Source organism: Streptomyces justiciae, from assembly GCF_015163075.1.
GTDB classification, from domain to species: Bacteria; Actinomycetota; Actinomycetes; order Streptomycetales; family Streptomycetaceae; genus Streptomyces; species Streptomyces justiciae.
This window is the reverse complement of sequence record NZ_JADDXU010000024.1, coordinates 42,661-63,205: the sequence shown is the minus strand read 5'-3', so window position 1 is coordinate 63,205 and position 20,545 is coordinate 42,661. Positions and strand designations below refer to the sequence as shown.

General features: G+C 66.6%; 11 protein-coding genes and 1 pseudogene. 6 read left to right on the top strand and 6 right to left on the bottom strand.

Annotation, left to right across the window (positions count from 1 at the left end):
• Window positions 1-331 precede the first annotated feature (331 nt).
• Window positions 332-592 carry a hypothetical protein gene (locus IQ210_RS41625; RefSeq protein ID WP_228049425.1) on the top strand — a complete coding sequence of 87 codons (261 nt, stop codon included), beginning with the start codon at window positions 332-334 and terminating at the stop codon, window positions 590-592.
• Between the two features lie 162 nt (window positions 593-754).
• Here the strand turns inward: IQ210_RS41625 and IQ210_RS41620 are convergent, their stop codons facing one another.
• Window positions 755-1,276, bottom strand: a complete 522-nt coding sequence (locus IQ210_RS41620; RefSeq protein WP_194084450.1) for a hypothetical protein — start codon at window positions 1,274-1,276, stop codon at window positions 755-757.
• Window positions 1,277-3,282: 2,006 nt separating this feature from the next.
• Here IQ210_RS41620 and IQ210_RS41615 point away from each other — a divergent pair.
• Window positions 3,283-3,576 (top strand): hypothetical protein, encoded by a 294-nt coding sequence (locus IQ210_RS41615; RefSeq protein WP_194084449.1) that lies wholly within the window; start codon window positions 3,283-3,285, stop codon window positions 3,574-3,576.
• Window positions 3,577-3,613: 37 nt separating this feature from the next.
• Here IQ210_RS41615 and IQ210_RS41610 read toward each other — a convergent pair whose 3' ends face one another.
• From IQ210_RS41610 to IQ210_RS41600, 3 genes are all read right to left on the bottom strand, one after another.
• Window positions 3,614-4,531 carry a hypothetical protein gene (locus IQ210_RS41610; protein WP_194084448.1) on the bottom strand — a complete coding sequence of 306 codons (918 nt, stop codon included), beginning with the start codon at window positions 4,529-4,531 and terminating at the stop codon, window positions 3,614-3,616.
• Window positions 4,532-4,794: 263 nt separating this feature from the next.
• Complete coding sequence (locus IQ210_RS41605; RefSeq protein WP_194084447.1) at window positions 4,795-5,415, bottom strand: SMI1/KNR4 family protein; 621 nt, start codon at window positions 5,413-5,415, stop codon at window positions 4,795-4,797.
• Window positions 5,416-5,440: 25 nt separating this feature from the next.
• Window positions 5,441-14,140, bottom strand: a complete 8,700-nt coding sequence (locus tag IQ210_RS41600) for a golvesin C-terminal-like domain-containing protein (protein WP_194084446.1) — start codon at window positions 14,138-14,140, stop codon at window positions 5,441-5,443.
• Between the two features lie 320 nt (window positions 14,141-14,460).
• Between IQ210_RS41600 and IQ210_RS41595 the strand changes: the two genes are divergently transcribed.
• Both IQ210_RS41595 and IQ210_RS41590 read left to right on the top strand, forming a co-directional pair.
• Complete coding sequence (locus IQ210_RS41595; protein ID WP_228049424.1) at window positions 14,461-14,994, top strand: hypothetical protein; 534 nt, start codon at window positions 14,461-14,463, stop codon at window positions 14,992-14,994.
• A 450-nt stretch (window positions 14,995-15,444) separates the two neighbouring features.
• Window positions 15,445-15,684 (top strand): annotated as a pseudogene (locus IQ210_RS41590) (transposase); the annotation flags it as partial.
• On the opposite strand, the gene IQ210_RS41585 reads toward IQ210_RS41590, so the two are convergent.
• Window positions 15,674-16,030, bottom strand: coding sequence for a hypothetical protein (locus IQ210_RS41585; protein ID WP_194084445.1), 357 nt, complete (start codon window positions 16,028-16,030; stop codon window positions 15,674-15,676). The pseudogene IQ210_RS41590 and the gene IQ210_RS41585 sit on opposite strands and share 11 nt — an antisense overlap.
• A gap of 130 nt (window positions 16,031-16,160) precedes the next feature.
• Between IQ210_RS41585 and IQ210_RS41580 the strand changes: the two genes are divergently transcribed.
• Complete coding sequence (locus IQ210_RS41580; protein WP_194084502.1) at window positions 16,161-16,577, top strand: HNH endonuclease family protein; 417 nt, start codon at window positions 16,161-16,163, stop codon at window positions 16,575-16,577.
• Window positions 16,578-16,728: 151 nt separating this feature from the next.
• Here IQ210_RS41580 and IQ210_RS41575 read toward each other — a convergent pair whose 3' ends face one another.
• The gene (locus tag IQ210_RS41575) at window positions 16,729-16,878 is read right to left on the bottom strand and encodes a hypothetical protein (RefSeq protein ID WP_228049423.1); all 150 of its coding nucleotides are present in this window, start codon (window positions 16,876-16,878) and stop codon (window positions 16,729-16,731) included.
• A gap of 370 nt (window positions 16,879-17,248) precedes the next feature.
• On the opposite strand from IQ210_RS41575, the gene IQ210_RS41570 reads away from it, so the two are divergent.
• A complete protein-coding gene (locus IQ210_RS41570; RefSeq protein ID WP_194084444.1) occupies window positions 17,249-20,437 on the top strand; it encodes a hypothetical protein in 3,189 nt (1,062 codons plus the stop codon).
• Window positions 20,438-20,545: the final 108 nt, after the last annotated feature.

The window sequence follows — 20,545 nt, the reverse complement described above, 5'->3', positions numbered from 1 at the left end:
CGCTTCCTTCGTGACCGCCGGCACCATAGGGGTGCCCAGGCGTCCGAGGAGGCTGACGAGGAGAGCTGACTGATCCGGCCGTCTGACGTTCCGACGTCAGACGGCCGTCGGTTCGAATGTGAGAATCACACAGCAGAGACCAGCACGCGTCAGACCTTGATCCGTCGACTGATAGACGTCATAACGGAGGGCGCTCATGGTTGCGAAGCGCTTGGGGAACGAGAGTCGATCGTCGGCGCGGTCACCGGCAGCCTGCACGCCCCTACGACCGCGTTGCTGGGCCGCTACGACGACGAGGGGCGCTTTCCGGTACACCGGCCGCACCACCACCTTGAACGCAGCCGTACGGCATGGCCTCGCCGACCAGCTGCGCACCGCAGACGCCGGCCACCCCTGGACGGGGCGCACCTTCAGCGTGGGATGGGGATCGCGGGAGCACCTGTCGGTGCGCCTGGTCGTGCCGGACGTCGTGGCGGAGGTCGCCGTGGACGTCGCCAGAGACCAGGCGGGACGGTGGCGCCATCCGGTACGGGCTACCCGTATCAGCACCGACATGGAGCCAGGCGACGTGCCCCTGTTCGGAACGGCGTGACGCCAACGTGCCACCCGGACGCGGCGCCGCGAGACGCAGCTGCCGCAAGGCTGGCGTCATCATGCACTGTCGGTGTGAGGTCCGGTGACATCCTGGACACTTTGGCGTCGGGACATGCTGGACGGTTCCAGCACATTCTTGACGGGCGATAGACCCATCAGGTCACCCCGGCAGGGGCTGCACGGATCCCATCACGCCGAGGTTCCGGCGTGCCTGCTCGATGTACTCCTGTCGCGCGGCGCGATAGTCCACATAGGCCTGGTCCCAGCTGCCACTGTGGTCCTGGCCGGGAGTCGCCCGGGCCAGTGCCTCCAGTAGCCACAAACCCTGGTTCATCCGTTTCATCGCGGCGATGGTGTTCCTGTCTGCCAGGAGGAGCAGTGTTTCGGACAGGGCAGTGCGGTGGACTTCCGCGTCCCCCAGTCGGTCAAGCACCACGGCAGTGGGCTCCAGCGGGTGAGGACCGTCAGTCAGCCCCCGGGCAACCGCGATCCGCCTGTACTGGTAGGCGAGATCCTTGACGGCATGCGCGTATTCGGCATAAGCCGTCAGACGTTGTCCGTCCCACCGCACGGATTGCTCGCGCCGCCACTTGGCCCGCTCATTCAGGCTCGTCACCAGAAATGACATGGCAGCACCGACAACGACACCGGCGAGCGGGAGAATCTGACTGGCCATGTCCATGGATTGATCCCCCGATCAAGCGACACCGAATTCCCCAGTCTCCCGCCGTGCCCCGGGCCAAACCAGAGGCCGGACGCCGACTTCGAACGGCCGCACCGTGTCCTGGCCCTACTTGGGGAAAAGATCTTGGCCTCTGCCAACCATCGAGGAAGCCACCCGCTGTCGACTCGCACTGTGCGGAGGGACGTCGCCGGCGAACTCCTCGGGCTGGGCTCACTACCCGCCGGTGGCCCGCAGTTCCGCCCCAGCTCGCTGAAGGCAACTGAGCACCCAGCCCGCCCGGCCGGAGCGCGGCTGTGCCCGCCAAGACGGGGGAGCCTGACGGGCACGCAGCCAGTGTGGCACCACAGCCTTGGCTGTGCGCGGCGAGCCGAGGCTTTCACCGGCTCCTGCCGCCGTCGGTGTCAGGACTGGGGAACGGGGGGAATGGGAAGGAGCTCGGCTGCGGCGTGCACTGTGGCCTGCAGGGAGTCGTGGACGGTGATGTCCGGGCGTGCGTGCCTCAGCTGCCCTACGACGTCCAGGCGGCGCGGGTAGTCAGGCCTAGTTCGACGCCGTCGTCATTGGTGGCGTCGTCGCGACAGTGTGCACAGGTGAGATCACCGAAGCCAGCAACGTTGCTGTGTTTAATCGGCACATCTCATCGTGCGACGAGGTGATCGGCGTCACTTCCATGTGAGTTTGCTCTCGACCCTGTCGATATAACAGGCATATCGGACCAATCGGCCTTGGGGACACTCGTGCACTAGTGGACCTTTTGGTATATACGCCATTCAGGGAGGATGACGCTGCGTAACAGACACACCGCTCAACCCGCCTGGCCACGCCCGATTATGTCCAGCGCCGGGGCCTCAAGTGGCGCGTAGATCACGCTGTGTTACGGACGTCTTCTGATGGTCGCGCAGGCCTTCCCCTCCTCGTAAGGTGAATCTCGCTTCGCCCGTTCCTTCTCCTCCAACTCGTCGATCTCTTTGCTGAGTTCGGCGGTCTCGATCCCGAAGTACGGGGTCGCTGAAGGAACGGAGGTGGCATAGGTGAATCGAAACGAGAAGCCCGGCAAGAAGTGGACCAGCCCGGATAAGTGGCAAGTCTGGCTGGCAGCCGGCGGCCTTCTTGTGGCGATCGCCACAAGTGTGGGGCAGTTCGCCCGCTAGGGCGCCCACACGTGGAACCGGACGTACGGTTGGTGACTCACGCAGTGAGCCCGGCCGGAATGTAGGCGGCCGGGCTCACTAACTGCACGGCGGGGGCCTGACCACGGGTGCGACCGAGGCGGGCCCTTCGCTGTTGCGCGCACAACTCGTACGCCGGATCAGCGTACCCGCCCCTACGCCGACTGCCCCTGTCGAGTGAGTCACACGCTTGGCTGATCGGAGCCGCCGTCAGCACGGCTCACTTGAGGCTCTGTCACCAACCCGTCTGCGGTCAATTCATCGGCCAAGCACTGCGGTTCGACCGTCACACCGGTCAGCGTACGCAGCTACACGAGGCTGCCGATTCCCGTCGCCGTGGATGGCCCCGAAGTGTTAGCTTGATCGGTAGGCGCGGGGCCTACGCGGTCGGGGTGCGACCGCTGGACGGTTCAGGAGAACTCGTGTCTATAGGCCGCGTCAACGCCGCAAAGTTCATCGCTCGCCTTCTGCCAGAACCGCATGAGACGGAACTTGGCAGCGAGGCCGCTCACCACCTGCTGGCCACCGCTCATGCAGACTCGGTGTGCCCACCGTCAGGCCACAACATCGGCTGGACGGACTGCTACGCCAGCGCGGACTTGCTGCCTCTGCCTCACAAAGCGCACCTGCTGCTTGAGCCGAACGGCGAGCCCAGGCCGATTCCCGATCATCTGTCCGGAGAGGCACGTGACCGGGCAGAGCAGGCGGGCCGCCAGGCGGCGTGGATCCGTCGGGAAGCTCACCGTCGCGGACTTGACTGACTTCGCCCGCCGTCCAGCACCCGCCCGCCCGGGCGGGTGCTGTGCTTTCAGCCGTCCCTGGTCGCGCTTCCCCGTGACGCTCCTGCTCTTCGGCGCGATGGCCTGGCTCCACATCTACCGCAAGCGGCTGATGACCGTGCCGTCCGTCAGGGTCCGGCTGTGGTCGGCCGGGATCGGCCTGTACTGGATCACCTTGATGGCGGGCACGGCCCTGAACCTGGTGTGGTTCATGATCGTGCAAGAGGACATGCCCTACGAGGCCGGTGATCACCCACTCCTGTGGGTGGCCATGCCGCTGATCATCATCGGGGCGGGGCTCTCGCCCGTCCTGCTGATCGCGTCGGTACTCCGGATCGTGAGGGCTTGAGCTGAGCGGTCGACGAGCACCAATCTCCGCTCCGCTGCTACTTCACGCCCGCTGGCAGCGTGATGGCGCCCTCGAATGCCCCCTCGGTCGACTCCGTCACCATCTGGCTGTAACGAATGCTCTGCCCGCTGTAGGGGATGAGGAAGGTGAACTGGAAGCTGTGCGCGTTGATCCGATGCGTCGACGCGTCGAGGACGACCGACTCTATGACGCGCTTCACGGTGATCTGATTCTCGGAAGCTGTGACTCCCGCCGCACGCAACCTCTTCAGGGTCGGATTCAGCTCGCGCACGGCCTTCTTGACGACGCCCAGCTCCCGAACGGCGGCCAACTTGCTGGAGGACGTACTGACTTGGAGTTCGACCTGATCAGCCGACTTGATGAGGGAGATCCCCCCGCCGGCTCCCCCGTCCTTGGCGTACGCCTCGAACGCGTCGAGCGCGGCGACCGGGTCCTCCACCTTGTTTCCGATCTCAGGGTCGGTGAGGGGTCCATGTTTCCAGGCGGCGCCTGATCCGCCCTCCTTGACGTAACCCGTGTCGTCGAGGACGAAGATCTCTTCGGGCTTGCCTATCCCGTCGGTGTAGATCGTGCCGGTGGAGTGGAGCGCCCTCGGCTCCCTCATCGCCCGCCGCACAGTGGCCGTGTAGAGCGCGGTGTTCTTCTCTCCCTGCAGGACCAGGTCTTCGCTCCCCCTCACGTTGAACGTCCAGCCTTTCTCTCCTGCCATCGTGGCCTTGGCCGCCGCGAGGAACTCTTCTGCCGTCCTGGGCTTCACCGGTGTCGTCTGCCCGCTCTTGTCCGCTCCCCGCGGCTCCTCGCTGGCCTTGGACCCCGTCGGCGTCGCCTGGCCCACCACGTCTGTGGCCTCACGCTCGGAGCACCCGGCCAGCGAGACGGAAAGAAGCAGTTGGAGGGGGACCGTCAGCGCGGCCACAGAGACACGGGCTTTCATGCGCACACTCCCTGGAGATCACGACGCGGCGCCGTTATACAGCAGCGCGGGTTGCATGGGCCACTAGGTGGACAAATAGCTGCGAATGTCATGTGCTTACGACTGAGGGCCTGATCATGTGCGGGTCGAGACGGGTCACATTCCGGTGGGACAGGCGCACACCACCGCCGGACAAGTCCGGCGGTGGTGTGCGTTGAGCTCGGCGAACGGGGTCGTCCAGGCAGATTGACCGGCCGGTCAGCTATCGCCGAGGACGGGTCCCGTCATTCGTTCTGGGACCGCCCGGGCGGCGGGCCGAACATGCCCGCGTATGGATTGGGCTCTCCCGTGTCCGGGTTAATGCCGGCCGCGAGGAGACGTTGAGCCTCCCTCACGTGCACGAAGCGCCGTACCCCGTCGTCCGCCCACATGGTGTCGATCTCTCCGCGGAAGAGACGCACGAGGTACTCCAGCATGCCGCAGTCGTGGACGTCCCAGGCAAGAGTGCCGCGACTCCATACGGCGACCGGCCACAGCCCGGGATCCTGCTCACCGGTCATCCAGCACAGCAGGTCCGCACGCGCGTTCACGCCCCAGGCGACGACCGGTGGTGTGGCCGGCGAGCCGTAGCCCGCCGGAGGCTTCTCCAGCCACATTCGCCGCGCCTCGGCCGTCTCCTCCGCCATAGCGCCGCAGGGAACGGAACCCTCGGTCCACTCGGGAACGAGGAAGGTGAGAAAAGCGTCGACCTCACCGTCGCCGTACTGGGCAACGAACTCCTTGTAGTCCTGGGGGAATCCGGCTCCCCAGGCGCGCTCGGCTTCTTCCCAGTCGATCGAGTCTCCGGCACCTTCGTGCGGCGGCATGAGGTCCCGCAGCTGGACGATCAGCGGTTGGCCCTCCATGAGCCCTCCTCCTTTCCACTCTCCATCACGGCATTCCTGCGACAGGTACAGGAAGCCCGTTACGCGAGTCGGTGTACATACCGAGATTGATGAACTGCTGGGATCCTTGTGGGCCGCTCAACAGCAGGTTGGGGACCGTGTCGTTGAACGAGATACCTGGAGAGCCGTTGAGGTACATGCCCTCCGCCGACATCGTGTAGCTCTTCGGTGCGGTGCGTGGACCCTCGTAGTTGGGTGTCACCTCGTACCGCACCACCTGCCCTGACTCGATCGCAGTCTCGACCACCCTCTCCCAGCTGCGCATGCTGATGGCCTGCCTTCCCGCGACATCGTCACCATCGGTATTGGTCACTCTGCCGCAGGTCGAAAGGTTCGCCGGGTCCAGGCCGTCACCGCCGAGGGACTGACCGACCAGATGGCAGGCGTTGATGTGCCGCCCCGGCTTGGGGTGTCCGAAGAAGTAGGCCAGACTCCTGGCCCAGTCGTAGCCCGGCGGGCAGATCTTCAGCCCGCTGCGGCACTGCACCTCGCTGCCGTGGGTCGAGGCATACGCCTTGTCGATACAGCCGACGGCACCCGTCGCCCGCCCGCCGTTCGCCGAGTCGACCGGCTTGTAGGAGATCCAGCCCTGACCGTCGGTTCCGTGGCACGTCGGATCGGTTCGGGGCGTGGTACCGCTGGCTGAGCCGTCACCCGGAGCCTCGTCGTGGCCAAGGAGTTCGGAAACGCCGGTGATGAAACTCGTGATGAGGCCGCTGAACCAGCTGCCCCCCGTCTTGGATGTCGTGGACGTCGTGCCGCCTACACCGTTGGGAAAGACCGGACGGTGCCCGTCGAGCTCAATGACGCTCGTGGGGTTACCGCCAGTGAAGGCGTACCTATTGCCGGTGAAAGGGTCGTTGCCCAGGTTCATGTCGGCCAGGGCACCGGTGTACATGTCCCGGGTGGTGAAGCGGTTCAGCCCGGGGTTGTAGTTGCGGAAGCCCATGTCGTAGGTACCTGACTGGGCGTCCCAGCGCTTGGCGTTGAAGCGGTAGGGGTTGTAGGACTCCTTCGTGGGATCGGCGGGGTCGGGCTTGTCGATGCCGGTGAACTCGGAGGCGTCGTCGGAGCCATAGGCCGTGTAGCCGTAGGTGCCTTTCGTGTTGCCGCTGTTGTCGGTGAGGGTTTCGACGTCGGCGTGGCTGTTGTAGCCGTAGTAGCCATCCTCCGTGGTGCCGTCCGTATTGTGCTTGACCTGGGACAGGCGCTCGCCCCACGGGCTGTACTGGTAGGACTTGGTGAGTGTGCCGGCGACCTTCTCGTCCAGGACCTCCGACGACAGGCCCAGGTACTCGAAGTCCGTCGTCTTGCCGTCCGCCGTCTTGGACGCGGTGCGGTCGAGCGGGTCGAAGGTGTACTTCGTCGACTTCATCGCGCCCGTGTCGTTCATCTTCTGGGACTCGATGACGTGGTCGAAGCCGTCGTACACGCTCCGCTCGATGACCTGGCCGGCCGAGGTCACCGACTCCTGGCGGCCGAACGGGTCGTAGTTGTAGGTCGCCGTGGAAGTGCCGGCGGTGGCGCTCAGCAGGCGGTTGCGGTCGTAGTTGTAGGTGGTCGTGGTGCCCTTGACGGTCTGGCTGATGACGTTGGCGTTGTCGTCGTGGACGTATGTCTCGGTGCCCGCGCCGTTGCCGGTCTTGACCGAGTCGTTCAGGCGGTCGGCCGGGTCGTAGGTGTAGTTGGTGGTCGAGTCCAGGTACGCCGTGTTGTTGTCGGCGTTCATCTTCTTCGCCACGTCCTGCGCCTTGTTGCCGTTCGGGTCGTAGGCGTAGGTGTGGGAGGAGACGAGGGTGCCGTTGGACTTCTTCTCGGTCGTCGACTTCAGCGCGGCGTCGAGGTAGTAGGTGTAGTCGACGGTGTTGCCGTTGGCCTTGGTCTCCTTCAGTTTCAGGCCGCGGTCGGTGTACGTGTACGAGGTCACCTTGGGCGACGTGTCCGTGGCCGTCTTGCCGACCGAGACCGTCTTGACCAGCTCACGCAGGTCGTAGGTGTACTTGGAGAACTGGTCGGGGTGGGTGACTGTCTCCGACTGGCCGTTGGCGTCGTAGGTGTACGACGTTGTCTTCTTGTCCGTGCCCGCCAGTGCTTCGGTGACCTTCTGGACCTGGTTGAGGGCCGTGTAGGCGACCGTGTACGCGTCGATCTTCGCCGTCGACGAGGTGTCGTCGATCTTGGTCAGGTTGCCGTTGAGGTCGTAGGTGTAGGCGAAGTTGTTCTTCTCCGTGTCGGCCGGGTCGCCGCTGGTGTCTCGGACGAGCTTGACGCCGTCCGCGACGACCACACCACTGCTGTTCTGGAACAGCTGCAGCTTGGCCGCGTTGCCCTGCTTGAAGGTGTAGGAGCCCAGGGACACCCAGGTGGCCTGGTTCGCGGTCGCGTTCTGGTCGACCGTCTTGTCGGTCGTGCCGGTGGAGTGGGTGACCGTGTACTTGGCCGTCGTCGCGGCGTCCGTCACCTTCGGGAACTTCACGTACGCCGCGTACGTGCCGTCCTTGGGGATGTTCAGCGTCCAGGTGTAGGCGTCCGTGCCCGTGCCCGCGGCGTGCGTGGCGTGGTCGTAGCCGTGCTGGCCGGTGATGGTTCCCTTCGTCCAGGTGCCGGTCTTCGTGGTGTTCTGGGTGTCGGAGTTGTCCACCAGGACCACCGACTTGCCCACTGGGACGCCGTCGTCCGCGCGGGACTTCAGGGAGCCGTCCGGGTAGTACGACCACGCCATCGTGCGGTCGGAGGAGCCGCCTGCCGAGGTCAGGGTGCGCTTGGTCTGCTGCCCGAGCTCGTTGTAGTCGTAGGTAGTGGCGATGTCCCAGGGGTCGGTGGACGATTCGACCCAGCCGTTGTCGAAGTAGGAGTAGGTGGTGTCGTTGCGGACCGTCTCGCCTTCCGACGGCGGCAGCGACGTCTTCTTCACCCGTCCTACCTCGTCGTAGGTGGTCTCGGTGTAGACGTTCGGGTCGTTGTAGCGGGAGTCCGCCGGGTCGTAGGGCTGGTACTGCTTGATGGGGCGGTTGAGCGCGTCGTACTCGGTGCGGGCGGTGAACGCCGTGGTCGTGCCCGCCGCGACGGCGCGCGGGGTGTACACCTTCAGGGTGTTGCCGACCTGGTCGTACTCGTACTTCGTCGTGCGGTACGTGATCGACGTGGTGCCGGTGTGCGGGACCTTGACCTCAAGGGTCTTGCCGCGCTCGTCGTAAGCGATGTTCGTGGTGTTGTTCTCGGCGTCGGTCGTGGTGATGACCCGGCTGTCCTTGTCGTAGGACTTGGCGTTCGTCTTTCCGGCCGCGTCGGTGACCGAGGTGACCCGGTGGTTCAGGTCGTAGGCGGTCTTGGAGGCGTAGTCGGTGGTGTCCGCCGTCGCGTTCTTCTTCGGGTCGATGACCGTGATGACGTTGCCGACGTTGTCGTACTCGTAACTGATTTTGTCGCCCGATGCGTTGACGGCCGAGGTGAGCTGGTAGATCTCGTTGTAGTTGTTGGTCGTGACGTAGTCGGTGGTGTCCGTGGTCGTCGCGGTGCCCTTGGGCTCCGTCGTCGTCTTGAGGTTGCCGACCTTGTCGTAGGTGTACGACGTGATGCGCGAGGCCGTCAGGTTGTTCGCCGGCCCGGTCGCCGACTTGATCTGGTCCGCCGCGTCGTACACCGCCGAGGAGACCGCGCCGTTGGGCGACGTGGACTTGGTGACGTTGTCGTTGGCGTCGTACTCCGGTGCCGGGGTGGTGATCAGGGCGCCGGTGGCCTGCTTCTTGGGCACCGTGTTGACCAGCTGGCGGCCGAAGACGTCGTAGGTCTGTGTCGTCTTCTTGCCCAGCGCGTCGGTGACCTCGATGACCTGGCCTCGGTCGTCATAGACGTATGTCGTCGAGTTGGTCTTGGCGTCCGTGATGCTCTTCGGATACCCGGTGGGGCCGAAGTCGTTGTAGGACGTCGGGTTGCCGTTGGCGTCCGTGGCCTTGGTCAGCTGACCGTAGGAGTTGTACTCGTAGGACGTCGTGTAGTCCCCGGCTGTCGTCGTCGCGACGCCCTTGGGGTCGGTGACCGTCTTGAGGTTGCCGAAGGTGTCGTAGCCGAACTGCCAGGCGTGGCCTTCCGGGGAGGTCTTGCGCCACAGGTCGGCTGAGTAGCCGTCGGCGCGTGTCTGGTACTGGTACTTCGCCGCGTTCGCCGGCCACTTGGTCGGGTCGGTCACGTTGGCCGTGCCCGTCCAGCAGGTGGTCGCCTGGTCCGGCACGCCCGCCTTGTTGTTCTCCGCGTCGCGCTGCCAGAGCGGGTAGCCGGTCTTGAAGTCGTAGCAGTACGCGGTCTTCGCGCCGTTGTCCTCCTCCAGGTAGGTGACGTTGTTGTCGGCGTCCCAGCTCATCTTGGTGGTCTGGGACTTGGCGTTGGTCGTCTGTACCGGCCGGCCGAAGTCGTCGGTGACGTACTGCGTGGCGTGGGCTTCGGCGTCGGTGACGGCGGTGTCGGTGAACTTGGTGTTGTCCTTGTTCACCGCGTAGGTGAAGGAGGTGCCGCCGCCGAGGCGGTCGGTGATGGCCTTCGTCCACCAGTGGTACGTCGCATCGCCCGTCGGCGGCTCGTAGTACGCCAGCGAGGTCCCGTTGCCGCGCGGGTCGGTGGCCTTGACCAGCTTGACGTTCTTGTTGCCCTGGGTGGCGTCGTAGGTGAACTTGAAGACCTTCGGCTGGGCGGAGCCGTCGCCGTCGGTGAACTGACCGAGCAGGCCCTTCGTCGTGTAGAAGAAGGAGACCTTGCGACCTGAGATGTCAGTGATCGACTTGACGTGGTCGTAGATCTTGGAGTTGGTCAGGTTCGAGCCGGTGGCCTTGGCGCCCGTGTCGTCGATGTACTCGTACGACGCGTCGCCCTTCTTGTAGTAGTCGACCGTGAGCGACTGACGTCCGGCCGGGTCGGTGATGTAGGTGAGGAACTTGGTCGGCTTGTTGTTGGACTTGCGCTCCTCGTACGTGTACGTCTGCGTGTTGCCGTTCTTGTCCACGATGGACGTCAGGTAGCCGTCGCAGCCGAAGAGGAACCGTGTGCCGTCCGGGCGCAGCAGGGTCCAGGCGTCCGGTACGGGGTCTTTGTTCGGGGTGCAGTCCAGACCCGCCTTCGCCGTGAGGCGGTAGTGCACGCCGCGCGGGGCCTTCCAAGTCCCGTCGGCCTGTTTGGTGAAGACGTGCGTGGTGCCGTCCCCGTCCGGCAGGCGGACCTCGGTCGGGTTGGGGTTGGGGTGGAAGTCCAGCGGCGCGCCCAGCCGGATCGGCCCGGCCAGCTGCGCCGACCAGCCCGCGCCCGAGACGGTGTCGGAGGTGTCGAGGGAGTTGTAGGCGAAGCGTGCGAACGTTGTCAGGCCGCGGCCGGGGTTGGTGAAGGCGTTGTAGGACCACACGCTGTTGCCTGAGGCCAGGTTGTTCATCACCGTCGAGCCGGCGCCGGTGTTCTTGCCGGTGTAGGAGTAGAACTTCTCCAGGCCCAGCGCGTTGGAGGTCGGATCCTCCACCGCCACGTTCTGCTTCAGGGGAGGGATTCCGCCGGTGCCCGCGGACAGCCAGGTGCCGTCGGCGACCTTCTTGATGTCCCAGCCCAGCACGTACTCGGTGCGCTTGTTGCCCGCATCCGAGTTGATGGGCGTCTTCACCTGCGCCTGGATCGTGGCCGACTGGCCGGGGCTGAGCGCCGGAATCGCGGTGGCGAGTGGGGTGCCGGCGTTGGCGGGAGCCGTGCCGTCGGGGAGTTGCCAGGTGTACGACAGCTGCCGCTCGCCTGCAGCCCACGCGTTGGAGGTCGTGTTGGTGACCGTGAAGTCGACCGTGTAGGTGGAGTTGGGCGTCATGCGGGCCGGGGTCTGCGGCGCGTAGTAGGTGTCCTCCGTCGTGGAGTCGACGTAGATGACACGCAGCAGCGGGCCCAGCTGCGGGTCGGCGGCCTCGGAGGCGAGGAACAGGGTGCGTTCCTGCGGGCCGGTGGACGATTCGTCCTTCAGCCTGACCAGCGCGCCCTTGTTGCTGGTGGGGGTCTTGACCCAGCCCTGGGTCAGGCTGGTGGCGTCCCACCAGTGCCGGCCCACCTCGGAGACCTGGGCGACGGTGTCGGAGACGGTGGCGGAGTAGTCACCGCCGGCCGTGGTCCACGCGGTGCCGGTGGCAGCGTTGTTCCAGGTGGCCTGCGTCTCGTTGAAGTCCTTGGTGAGACCGTGGAGTTCGTAGATGGCGCCGTTGCTGTCGGTCGTGGTCTCCGCGCCCCACATGAACATGCGGGACTCCAGCACGGTGGCCGTGGTGGGGATGGCGGACGTGGTGAACTTCAGCGCCGCACGGGTCTTGCCGTACGTGGTGGAGTTGTTGCCGACGCTCAACCACTTCTGGCCGACGCCGAAGGAGGAGATGGTGTCCTGGTTCGTGGCGGCCTGTGCGGACGACAGGGTCGTGTCCGTGACCCCGGAAGTGCCCTGGATCAGCCGCATGGTGCGGCCCGCCTTCGGCACGCCCACGATGCGGGTCGGGGATCCGAGCAGCTGGCCGTCCTTCGTCTTCACCGCCAGCTGGTAGTAGTACGACCGGCCGATTTCCTCCGCGGAGGAGTCCGGCGTGGGGGTGGCGGTGGTGTCCGTGTATGCCGTCACCGACTTGTCGACCGGGGCAACCAGCGTGGCCGCGGACGGGGTGAACGACTGCTGCGTGGAACGGTGCAGCTGGTACTCCACAATGTCCAGGCCGGAGTCACCGGTGGTGTTGGAGTACGCCTTCCACGACAGCTCCGGGCCGGTGGAGTGCACCACGGTCGGCGAGTTCAGAGTGGTGCCGACCTTGCCGTAGGTCACGGTCAGCCGCGGGATGGTCGCGGTCTCGCCGCCGTAGTCGCCATCGCCGGCCTCGTAGCGGGGGCCGCCGGTCGCCGTCGCGGCCAGGGTGTCGTCCTTGGCCTGAAGGACGAAGCCGTTGTTGACTTCGGTGCCATTGACCCACTTCTGGACCGTGTTGGTGACCGGGAAGTTGTGCCACTGGTTGTACTCGCCGGTGTTCTTCACGATCTGCGCGGGGTTGTTCAGCCGCACCGCGTCCGCGATGACCGCCGAGCCGGCCGGGTTCGCGGTGTCGCCCAGGACCACCTTGTAGCCGGTGCCGCCCTTGTTGAACTGATACTGGGCGCCATTGCCCAGCGTGGCCCACACGCCCTCGGTACCCGAGGTCTGGTCGATGCTGGTGGTGGCGCTGCCGCCGTTGTAGGTCACCGTGTACGGCGCCGCCGTCGTGCGGCCCGACGAGGGCACATAGTGGGCGTCGACCCGGTAAGTGCCGGTGTCGGTCACCGGGGTCTGCCAGGCGTAGGTGTCCCCGCTCAGCGAGTCCTGGTTGACGCGGTAGTCACCGCCGATGGCGTACTGGGTGAGCGTCGAGCCGGAGGACGGCCAGCTGCCGGTGGCCGCCGTGCCCGCATCCCCGTCGTCGTACTGGAACGTGGTGCCCGACAGCTCACCGGCCAGCGAGCTGGTGTTGGACCAGGTCGCCGTCGCTTCGTCCCAGGCGCCGGTGGCCCGGCGCACCTCGATGGTGTTGTCGTTGCCGCCCGTGGTGTGCGCCTGGTCGAAGTACATCTCCAGGCGGGCCGAGTCGAGGTCCACACCGGCCGGGATCTCGTCCAGCGGGAACTTGATCAGGGAGCGGGCGATGCCCGTGTCGGTCTTGCCCGCCGACAGCTTCCAGGTGGTGTTGAAGTTGGTCGACGGCTGGTCCGACAGGACCATGACATCCTGGGACTGCGACGGGCTCGGCGCGATCGTGATCGTCGGGTCGATGACGACCGGGTACTGCCGCTCCTTCGCCGCCAGCCACTGCGCATCTGGTGTGACGGTCAGCTTCCAGGAGTCACCGTCGCGGGTGAGCTTCTGGGTGACCTTGGTGCTGTACGTCTGGCCGAAGACGGACTTCGCGTCCTTCTTCGCATCCGTCATGTACGGCGCAGGGATCACCATCACCGGCGTGTTGGGCAGCTCGCCGTACAGCGCGACGGAGCCGTCCTTGCGGGCTTTGGGGACCAGACCGTCGGTGTTCAGGGTGAAGGTGAACTGCAGTGGGCCGTCGGGGCGGTCGGCCAGGACGATGTTCTCCTTCACCCGGCCCGGCCCCACCTGGTACTCAAGGTCCGCACCGTCCACCGCGTCCTGGTACGTGACCGTGGAGCCCTTCGCCACCGGCTTCAAAGTGCCGCCCGCCCCCTGAAGGCCGAGGGTCACCGAGCGGCCGTCCGGCGAGCGGAAACGCACCAACCGGTCCGCGTCCGCACCGAACCAACTGCGACCCTGATTCGTCGAGTTGGCGAACTCGAACCCCCTCGCACCGGTCCCGTGCACCGTCGTGTCGATCGACTTCCACGATTTTCCGGACCTGTACGAGGTCGGCGCCGCCGACAGTTCCGCCTCGACCCGGCCGTCCGACATCTGCCAGAACCGGGCGCTCGACGTGCGTTTACCGGTGATTTCCCTGACACGCTTGGCGGGCGGCTGAGACTTCTCCTTCGGCAGCTTCTGCCGGTCCGCCACCCCCACCTCGTCGTGCGACGGCGGTCCTTCCTCCTCGCCGCCTTCGTCCTCATCCGCGAACCAGCTCTTTACGGTGTCGACGATTCCCTTGTCGTCACCATCCGAGCCGGACGCCGCATAGGCCACCTGCGGCAGCGCGGTACTCATCACCGCTGCTACCACCAGGCAAGCTATTGTTCTCCCCAGTCTGGGTCTCACACCAAACCTTCCCTCAAGAACTGGCCTGAAATCGCCGCCAGCGCAGCCTTTTCCATTGCACGAGAAAGGCCCTGCGCAGCGGCGCCCGGTTTCTAATCACTGGGATGACGCTGCGTCAAGCGAGGAGACATCTAGGGCAGTTACAGCGGAAGCGGAAATCCGGCGTCCGAAATGTCCAAGGGCTGGCTTTCACATACCAGCGGCGTGTATAAAGCGCCCGTCATCGCCCGCGGCTTCGGGCTATTTCCCTATTCCGAGAAGGACGTTTCATGGGCGCCGAAACCGGGAAGCCAGTAACTTCCCTGCCGGAATCCGAGGAAGAAATAGAGCAGGAGGGAGCGGCCGGCGAAGGGGCCGAGTCCCGCTCCGCTCGCCCCGACCGTGCGGGCCTGCTCATCGCCGGCGCCGCTCTCGCCGCCTGCGCGGGGCTCGTCCTCTACGGCGTCCTCGACACTGGCAAGGACGACAGCACGCCCGAACGCCGCGTCCCCACCGCCGCGGTGACCTACGAAGTCACCGGCACCGGCACCGCCGACATCACCTACCAGGCACGCAGCGAGTCCGGAAACGCCGTGACCGTCAAGGCGGCGGCCCTGCCCTGGCGCAAGACCGTTCCCGTCCCCCTCGGCCGCGAGCCGATCGTCAACGTCGTGCTCGGCGCAAGCGGCGGCCAGGCCCGCTGCACTCTGACCATCCGCGGCCAGTACATCCAGGGCGCCACCGCCAACGGTCGATTCGGCCGCGCCACCTGCACTGGCACCCTGCCACCAACGGACACGGCGGCCGGCGATGATCAGACATGACCAAGCCCGACACCTCCGCTATTACCCTGACCGAATTGGCACCTCCCCCAGAGCAAGAGCTCCGTGGGCGGCGAGATCATCGGCCGCGCGTACGGCCTCTGGGGCATCGCTGAGTTCCTGCGCCGGGCCGGGATCGAGGACGCCGACGAGGCATACGTTGCGTCATCCGCACTGATCGAGTGGCGAGGCGGCGGACCGCAAACTTGGGGCCCTGAGGTACAGGGGGCAGGCCGGGGTCCCGAAATGCACGAGCCCCATGGTGGTGCTCCACTGGAGGTAGGGCTTGTCCGGCGGCGGCCATGGCCGGTGAGCGGCACTGGGGGCTGCGTGGGGGCAGAAGTCTCCGCGGGCTCGTCTCCGTCCCGCTCCTCGGAAGAAAGCTCCCAAGAGCAGCTCAGGGGGCAAAGGGCCGTGGTGGCTGTAGACACTCGTCGCCCTCCTGGTGCTGGTCGTCATCGGGACCGCGTCACGGGACGCGGCATCCGCCACCGCATCGCCCGCAAAGGCATCGAGTCCTCGCAGCGGCTGGGCCGTCACCGCTGGGTCGTCGAGAGGACCGTGTCCTGGCTGGTCGGCTGCCGACGCCTGCACCGCCGCTACGAGCGCAAGGCCGAGCACTTCCTCGCCTTCGCCGGGGTCGCCGCAGCTCTCATCAACTACCGCCGATGGGCCACCTCACTCAGGGTCTGAGTCGGTTTTCTTGCAAGTCGAAGCACACCAACCCCATCAACTCTGCAAGGTTGGCCGCGTAGGCCGAAGCTTCCTCGGCCATGCTCCAGCCCATCCCGAAATACATGAGTGGACCACTTGCACTGTCGATCAACGGTCCGACCGACCAGGGCGAGGTCTCTTTGCTGTCCTCGGTGATGTCGCACCACCGCTCAAGAAGCGCGGCGACGTAAGCCGAGATGCGCTCGGACGGAGGCTCCTGGGTCTCGCCGTCGAGATAGCGGTCGTACAGGTTGTTGAAGATGCGGCTGGCGATCTTGTCATTGGCCGGCCGTTCGCCTTCCCAGACAGCCAGGTCGTAGCTCATGCCCGAAGGTTCTCACACCGCACTGACAGACACCTGGGTCAGCCCACAGCGCTCGCAGCAGCCGAAGAAAACGACGTCTTAGTACTCGCCCTACGACGATGCCTACTGCACCGTCGCCCGCTCCCCGGACATCGACCACCTGGTCCCCCTCACCGAGGCTTGGGACTCCGGCGCCTCCGCCTGGACATCCAAGGAACGCCAGGACTACGCCAACGACCCCGGCGACGCCCGCGCGCTGATCGCGGTCTCCGCGGCCTCCAACCGCAGCAAGAGCGATCAGGACCCGGCCACCTGGCAGCCCCCGGCTGCAGGCTACCGGTGCGCCTACGCCACGGACTGGATCGCCATCAAAACCCGGTGGGAGCTGGCCATCGACAATGCGGAGCGGGCCGCGCTCACGGACATAGTCAGCTCCTGCCCGAACAGCCCCGTCGAGGTCACTCTGGCCGCTGAAAGGAGGCGGCTGCCGTGCCCGGAAAGATGGCCCCGGCGGGATCGGGGTGACCAAAGGCTGGGGCCGGTTATGCCTCGTCCGCGTCTTCGATAAGTTTGCCCAGGTCGCTGCTCCCCCGGCCAGCAGTCCGACGGGCCTTGCCGGCAGCCCGGCCGGCATAGTGCGCCTGCGTGCGCAGGTCCCAGCGCAGCCAAGTAAGCACAATACGGTGCACAGTCGAAGTCGGTCGATCGCCCTGCGCTCGTCAGGCGTCTCGGTCAATCAGGGATCGCAGGACAGGAATGCTGGTGCCGCTGGCGCCCAAACCAGTGAGAACACTCAGGGGCAACGGGCTGCCTGCGAGGAAGGTGAGCCCGCCGGAGACCAGGCCGATGAGCACGCTGATGACGAGCACGACGGCTGTGTGGAGCGGGATGAAGGGGCGCCGCCCCGTAATCTCGCCCGGCCCGATGAGGAACCTGCGGCGCTCTCACCGGATCCCGCCCGAGAAGTCCTCTGGAGGCGATGCCCATCACACCTGACGCATCGTCCGATACGGCAGATAATCTGGTCTTGTATGCCAACCAACCGCCGCATCCTTCCGACGAGCGCGGAAGGATGCGGTGTCTGCCGGGAGGGCGGGCCCGTGCGCAAGGCGACGCTGCCCCGGCCAGACGCGTGCGTGTCCGGTGGGCGCCATGGGTGTTCTCCGGGGCGCGCTGCCCAGGTCAGGTATGCACCCGTTCGGGGTGGAGGGGTGCTGAGTGTTTTCGGGGGGACTGCTGGTGACGCAGGTCGACTTCCGTCTCGTACAGACTGCGGTCATGGGTGGCCGGGATTCCGACCAGCCGGTCATCCTGCCCGAGGAACCGCACAATCTGGACGAGTTCCGCCGTCAGTTTGGCAAGGACGACTTCTGGTGCGGGAGGCTGCTGGGCGGCTGCGGCGAGCGGCTGATGACCAAGCGCTACGAGACCAAGGTCTGCCACTTCTCGCACTTTCCGGACCGCGACGGAAGCCGCGCGGCCTGCCATCGCACAGCCAAGGGCGTGGACAGCGCCGACCACCTGTTCATCAAGACCCAGGTCACCCAGTGGCTGGCGGGCCAAGGGCACGCGACGCAGGCCGAGTTGCGTAGCCTCGGGCACGGACCCGGGGATGCCGTGGACTTCGTGCTGCGCGCCACGAATCAACGCCTGCGCTTCGAGCTGCGGTCCAACGACTACCGCAGCTGGCGGGGGACGGCGGACAGCCTGGCCGCCAAGGAAGGGCACGTCGAGTGGGTTTTCGGGCTGGAGAGCGCCATCACCCGGGATGTGACAGCCCGTTACGGCTATGCGCTGCGGGTGCGGTGCGAGACCGACGGCAACAGCCGCCGGGTTCTGATCGGCACCGTCACCGAGAACCGCCCCGTCGCATGGACTGCGCTCGAACAGTGCCGAATGACCGGTGACGGCCTGATCACTCCCGAACTCGACGAGCTGCGCGGCCGCGGGCTCATCCGTGCGGGCGCCATGCGCCACGAAGCCCTGGCCGGCAGCCTGCCGCTGCGCGGCGCCGAGATCGTCTTCGCGGTCGACGCCAAGGCCCGGCCGGACACCGGCACGCCGCTCAGTGAAGGCGGCCGGTACCTGATATCCGGCTTCATCAAGCCGACCGGCCACCGGATCCTCAAGGCCCAGCTCTCTCTGCCCCAGGACACGCCTCTTCCTACGGAGAGTTACGTTTACCGGCTGGCGGGTGCCGTGCGTCTGCTGGTCACCGAAGCGGACAGGTCCGACGGGAGCACCCGCTGGGCGGTGCGCGCGGACAGCCTCGTTCAGCTCAACGGGCTGGACGCCGAGCGCACCGGCCTGTGGCGTCCCCCCGTTGCCCTCGACGAGCCCCTTCATCCGCCGGCGCCCTCGACCCCGTCCGCTCCCATGGCCACCACGGTTACGGCGCAGACCGGGGGCAGCCCCACGGCCACGGCGTTGCGCCGAGCCCTCGAACGCGTAGCGCGGGAGGGGGCCACTACGACGTGGAAGGAACTGGCCCATCGGATCGGCCTGGACTTCGCGCACCTGCCCGACCCCAAGCGCCGGGATCTCCTCGTCGAGGTCGACAAACCCCGGGACGGAAACCGGCCGCTGCTGTGCGTGCTGGTCCGCGCCCCCTCCGGCCGCCCCTTGCCCTACCTCTCCACCGTGCTGCGCCTACTCCAAGTCCCCGCTCCAGCCTCGGAGTCCGCCCTGAACCGGTGGAGCGACGACCAGATCAGAGCAGTGCATACGGCCTATGGCCACCGCGCCGCCCCTGCGTCGGCCTCGACCGCCGTCACGGAGGCACCCCGCCCCACGGAGGCACAAGACGCACAGCAGCAACTGATTTTTCTCACAGCTCAGTTGGTTGCAGGCCGTGCCACGCTGCCCCGCGCCACCGGCCGCCGCGCCGCCCGCCTGGCCGCCACGGTCAAGGCCGGCGAGCAGCACCAGCAGCTCTACGAGACCGTCCGGCACCGGCGGCATGAGCTGCGCGCCTGGCAACGCGAGGCCGCACGGCTCCTCGGCGACCTCGACCGCCTCATCGGCCACACCGTCCCAACGCCTGCTCGTGCAACGGGCACAACCGCCGTCCCGACTGCCGCGGCGAGCCCCGCATCGTCGCGGCGGAGCCGGAGCACCTTCCAGGCCCAGACGGCCGCAGACATCGCCCGTCTGACGAAGCTGTTCAAGCAGGCACGCGATGCCGACGACCTGGCAGAGGCCATCCAGGTCCGCAAGGAAGCCGCGCGGATCCCCACGGCACAGCTGGCCGGTGAACCACGGCAGAACCTCCTGCTGCTCCGCACCGACCTGCAGACCTGGATCAACAGCCGTGAAGCGGCAGCCGCTCACGTGGCGCTGCGTACCCTGCTCACAGACCTTTCGACGGCCGACCCGGCCCCCACGCCGCTCGCCCTGCGCAGCGCACTGGCTCATTCAAAGATCCTCAAACGACGCTGCCCCGGCCCCCTGCCGCAGGACATCCACACCGCGCTCACCCGTCTGGAAGCGCAGGTCAACGACGAGTCTTCCGCCGCCTCGGACGATGGAACCTCTCCCTCCGCGGCCCAGCCGTCACCCAGCGGGTCCCGGCCCTCCGATGCTGCCGCCTTCGCGGAGGCCCGGCAGGAATTCACCTGGCTCGTGGCGGAGATCCGTGCCGCGCAGGAAGCCGACGACCTGGCCGCGGTCGACGCCGCCCGCCGCCTGGCCGGACCCGTCTACGGCAGGCGACTCTCGCCCGAGGACCGCGACACCTACACGCCCTTGATGCGCGAGGTGAAAGCGTGGTGCCAGGAACGGGATCCGAACACGGACCCGGTCCTGCGCGGTATCCGAAAGGCACTCGACGAACTCGGCCGCACCGGTGACACGCTGACCACCGAGCAACTCGCCACGATCCTCGAGGAGATCGACTCTCTGCGCCGACGGCTGGAACAACGGCTGCCCGTCATCGAAGAGGTACAGGTCAAACGCTGGAAACGCCAGCTCAAGACCCGCGTCTCGGCAGCACGGCAACGCACTGCACCGCGCGCGGCGAACCCGGCGAAGCCCGCCTCCGCCCCAGAGGCCCACGCATCCCCTCACCCGGACCGTCTGCCGATCGAGACCATCGACAAACTGGCCGCCATCGCCCGCGACGTTCTCAAGGACGCGGCACGCAGCGGCGGCTCACTTCTGACGTGGGGCGACCTGCGGCTACGGATGGCCGGCGGGCTGCCACACCTGCACCCGGACGACCAAGGCGAACTCCTGGTCGCCGTGGACCGGGAGACACCGGCCGACGAACCCCTGCTGTCCACCCTCGTCGCGAGCACGGACACCTCACTGCACTGGCTCTACCGTCACGTCCGCTTCAGCCTCGGCCGCGAACGCATACCCGAACCAGATCTTCCCGCCCACTGGGCCACCGAAGTCCTGCGGCTGCGCCAAACCTGGCGCCATCGCTGACCTGCCGCACCCAGCGAAGGAGCTACACCCAACGGCTATCCGGGCCCAGACGCCCGCCGTTCAGCTCGATCGCGGACACCCTCTGGCCCCGGCTTGCTGCACTGGTCC

Excerpts from the sequence above, each read along its gene's own strand:
- IQ210_RS41620 (WP_194084450.1), bottom strand. The coding sequence starts at position 1,276 with ATGGACATGGCCAGTCAGATTCTCCCGCTCGCCGGTGTCGTTGTCGGT.
- IQ210_RS41610 (WP_194084448.1), bottom strand. The coding sequence starts at position 4,531 with ATGAAAGCCCGTGTCTCTGTGGCCGCGCTGACGGTCCCCCTCCAACTG.
- IQ210_RS41605 (WP_194084447.1), bottom strand. The coding sequence starts at position 5,415 with ATGGAGGGCCAACCGCTGATCGTCCAGCTGCGGGACCTCATGCCGCCG.
- IQ210_RS41600 (WP_194084446.1), bottom strand. The coding sequence starts at position 14,140 with ATGAGTACCGCGCTGCCGCAGGTGGCCTATGCGGCGTCCGGCTCGGAT.
- IQ210_RS41595 (WP_228049424.1), top strand. The coding sequence starts at position 14,461 with ATGGGCGCCGAAACCGGGAAGCCAGTAACTTCCCTGCCGGAATCCGAG.
- IQ210_RS41585 (WP_194084445.1), bottom strand. The coding sequence starts at position 16,030 with ATGAGCTACGACCTGGCTGTCTGGGAAGGCGAACGGCCGGCCAATGAC.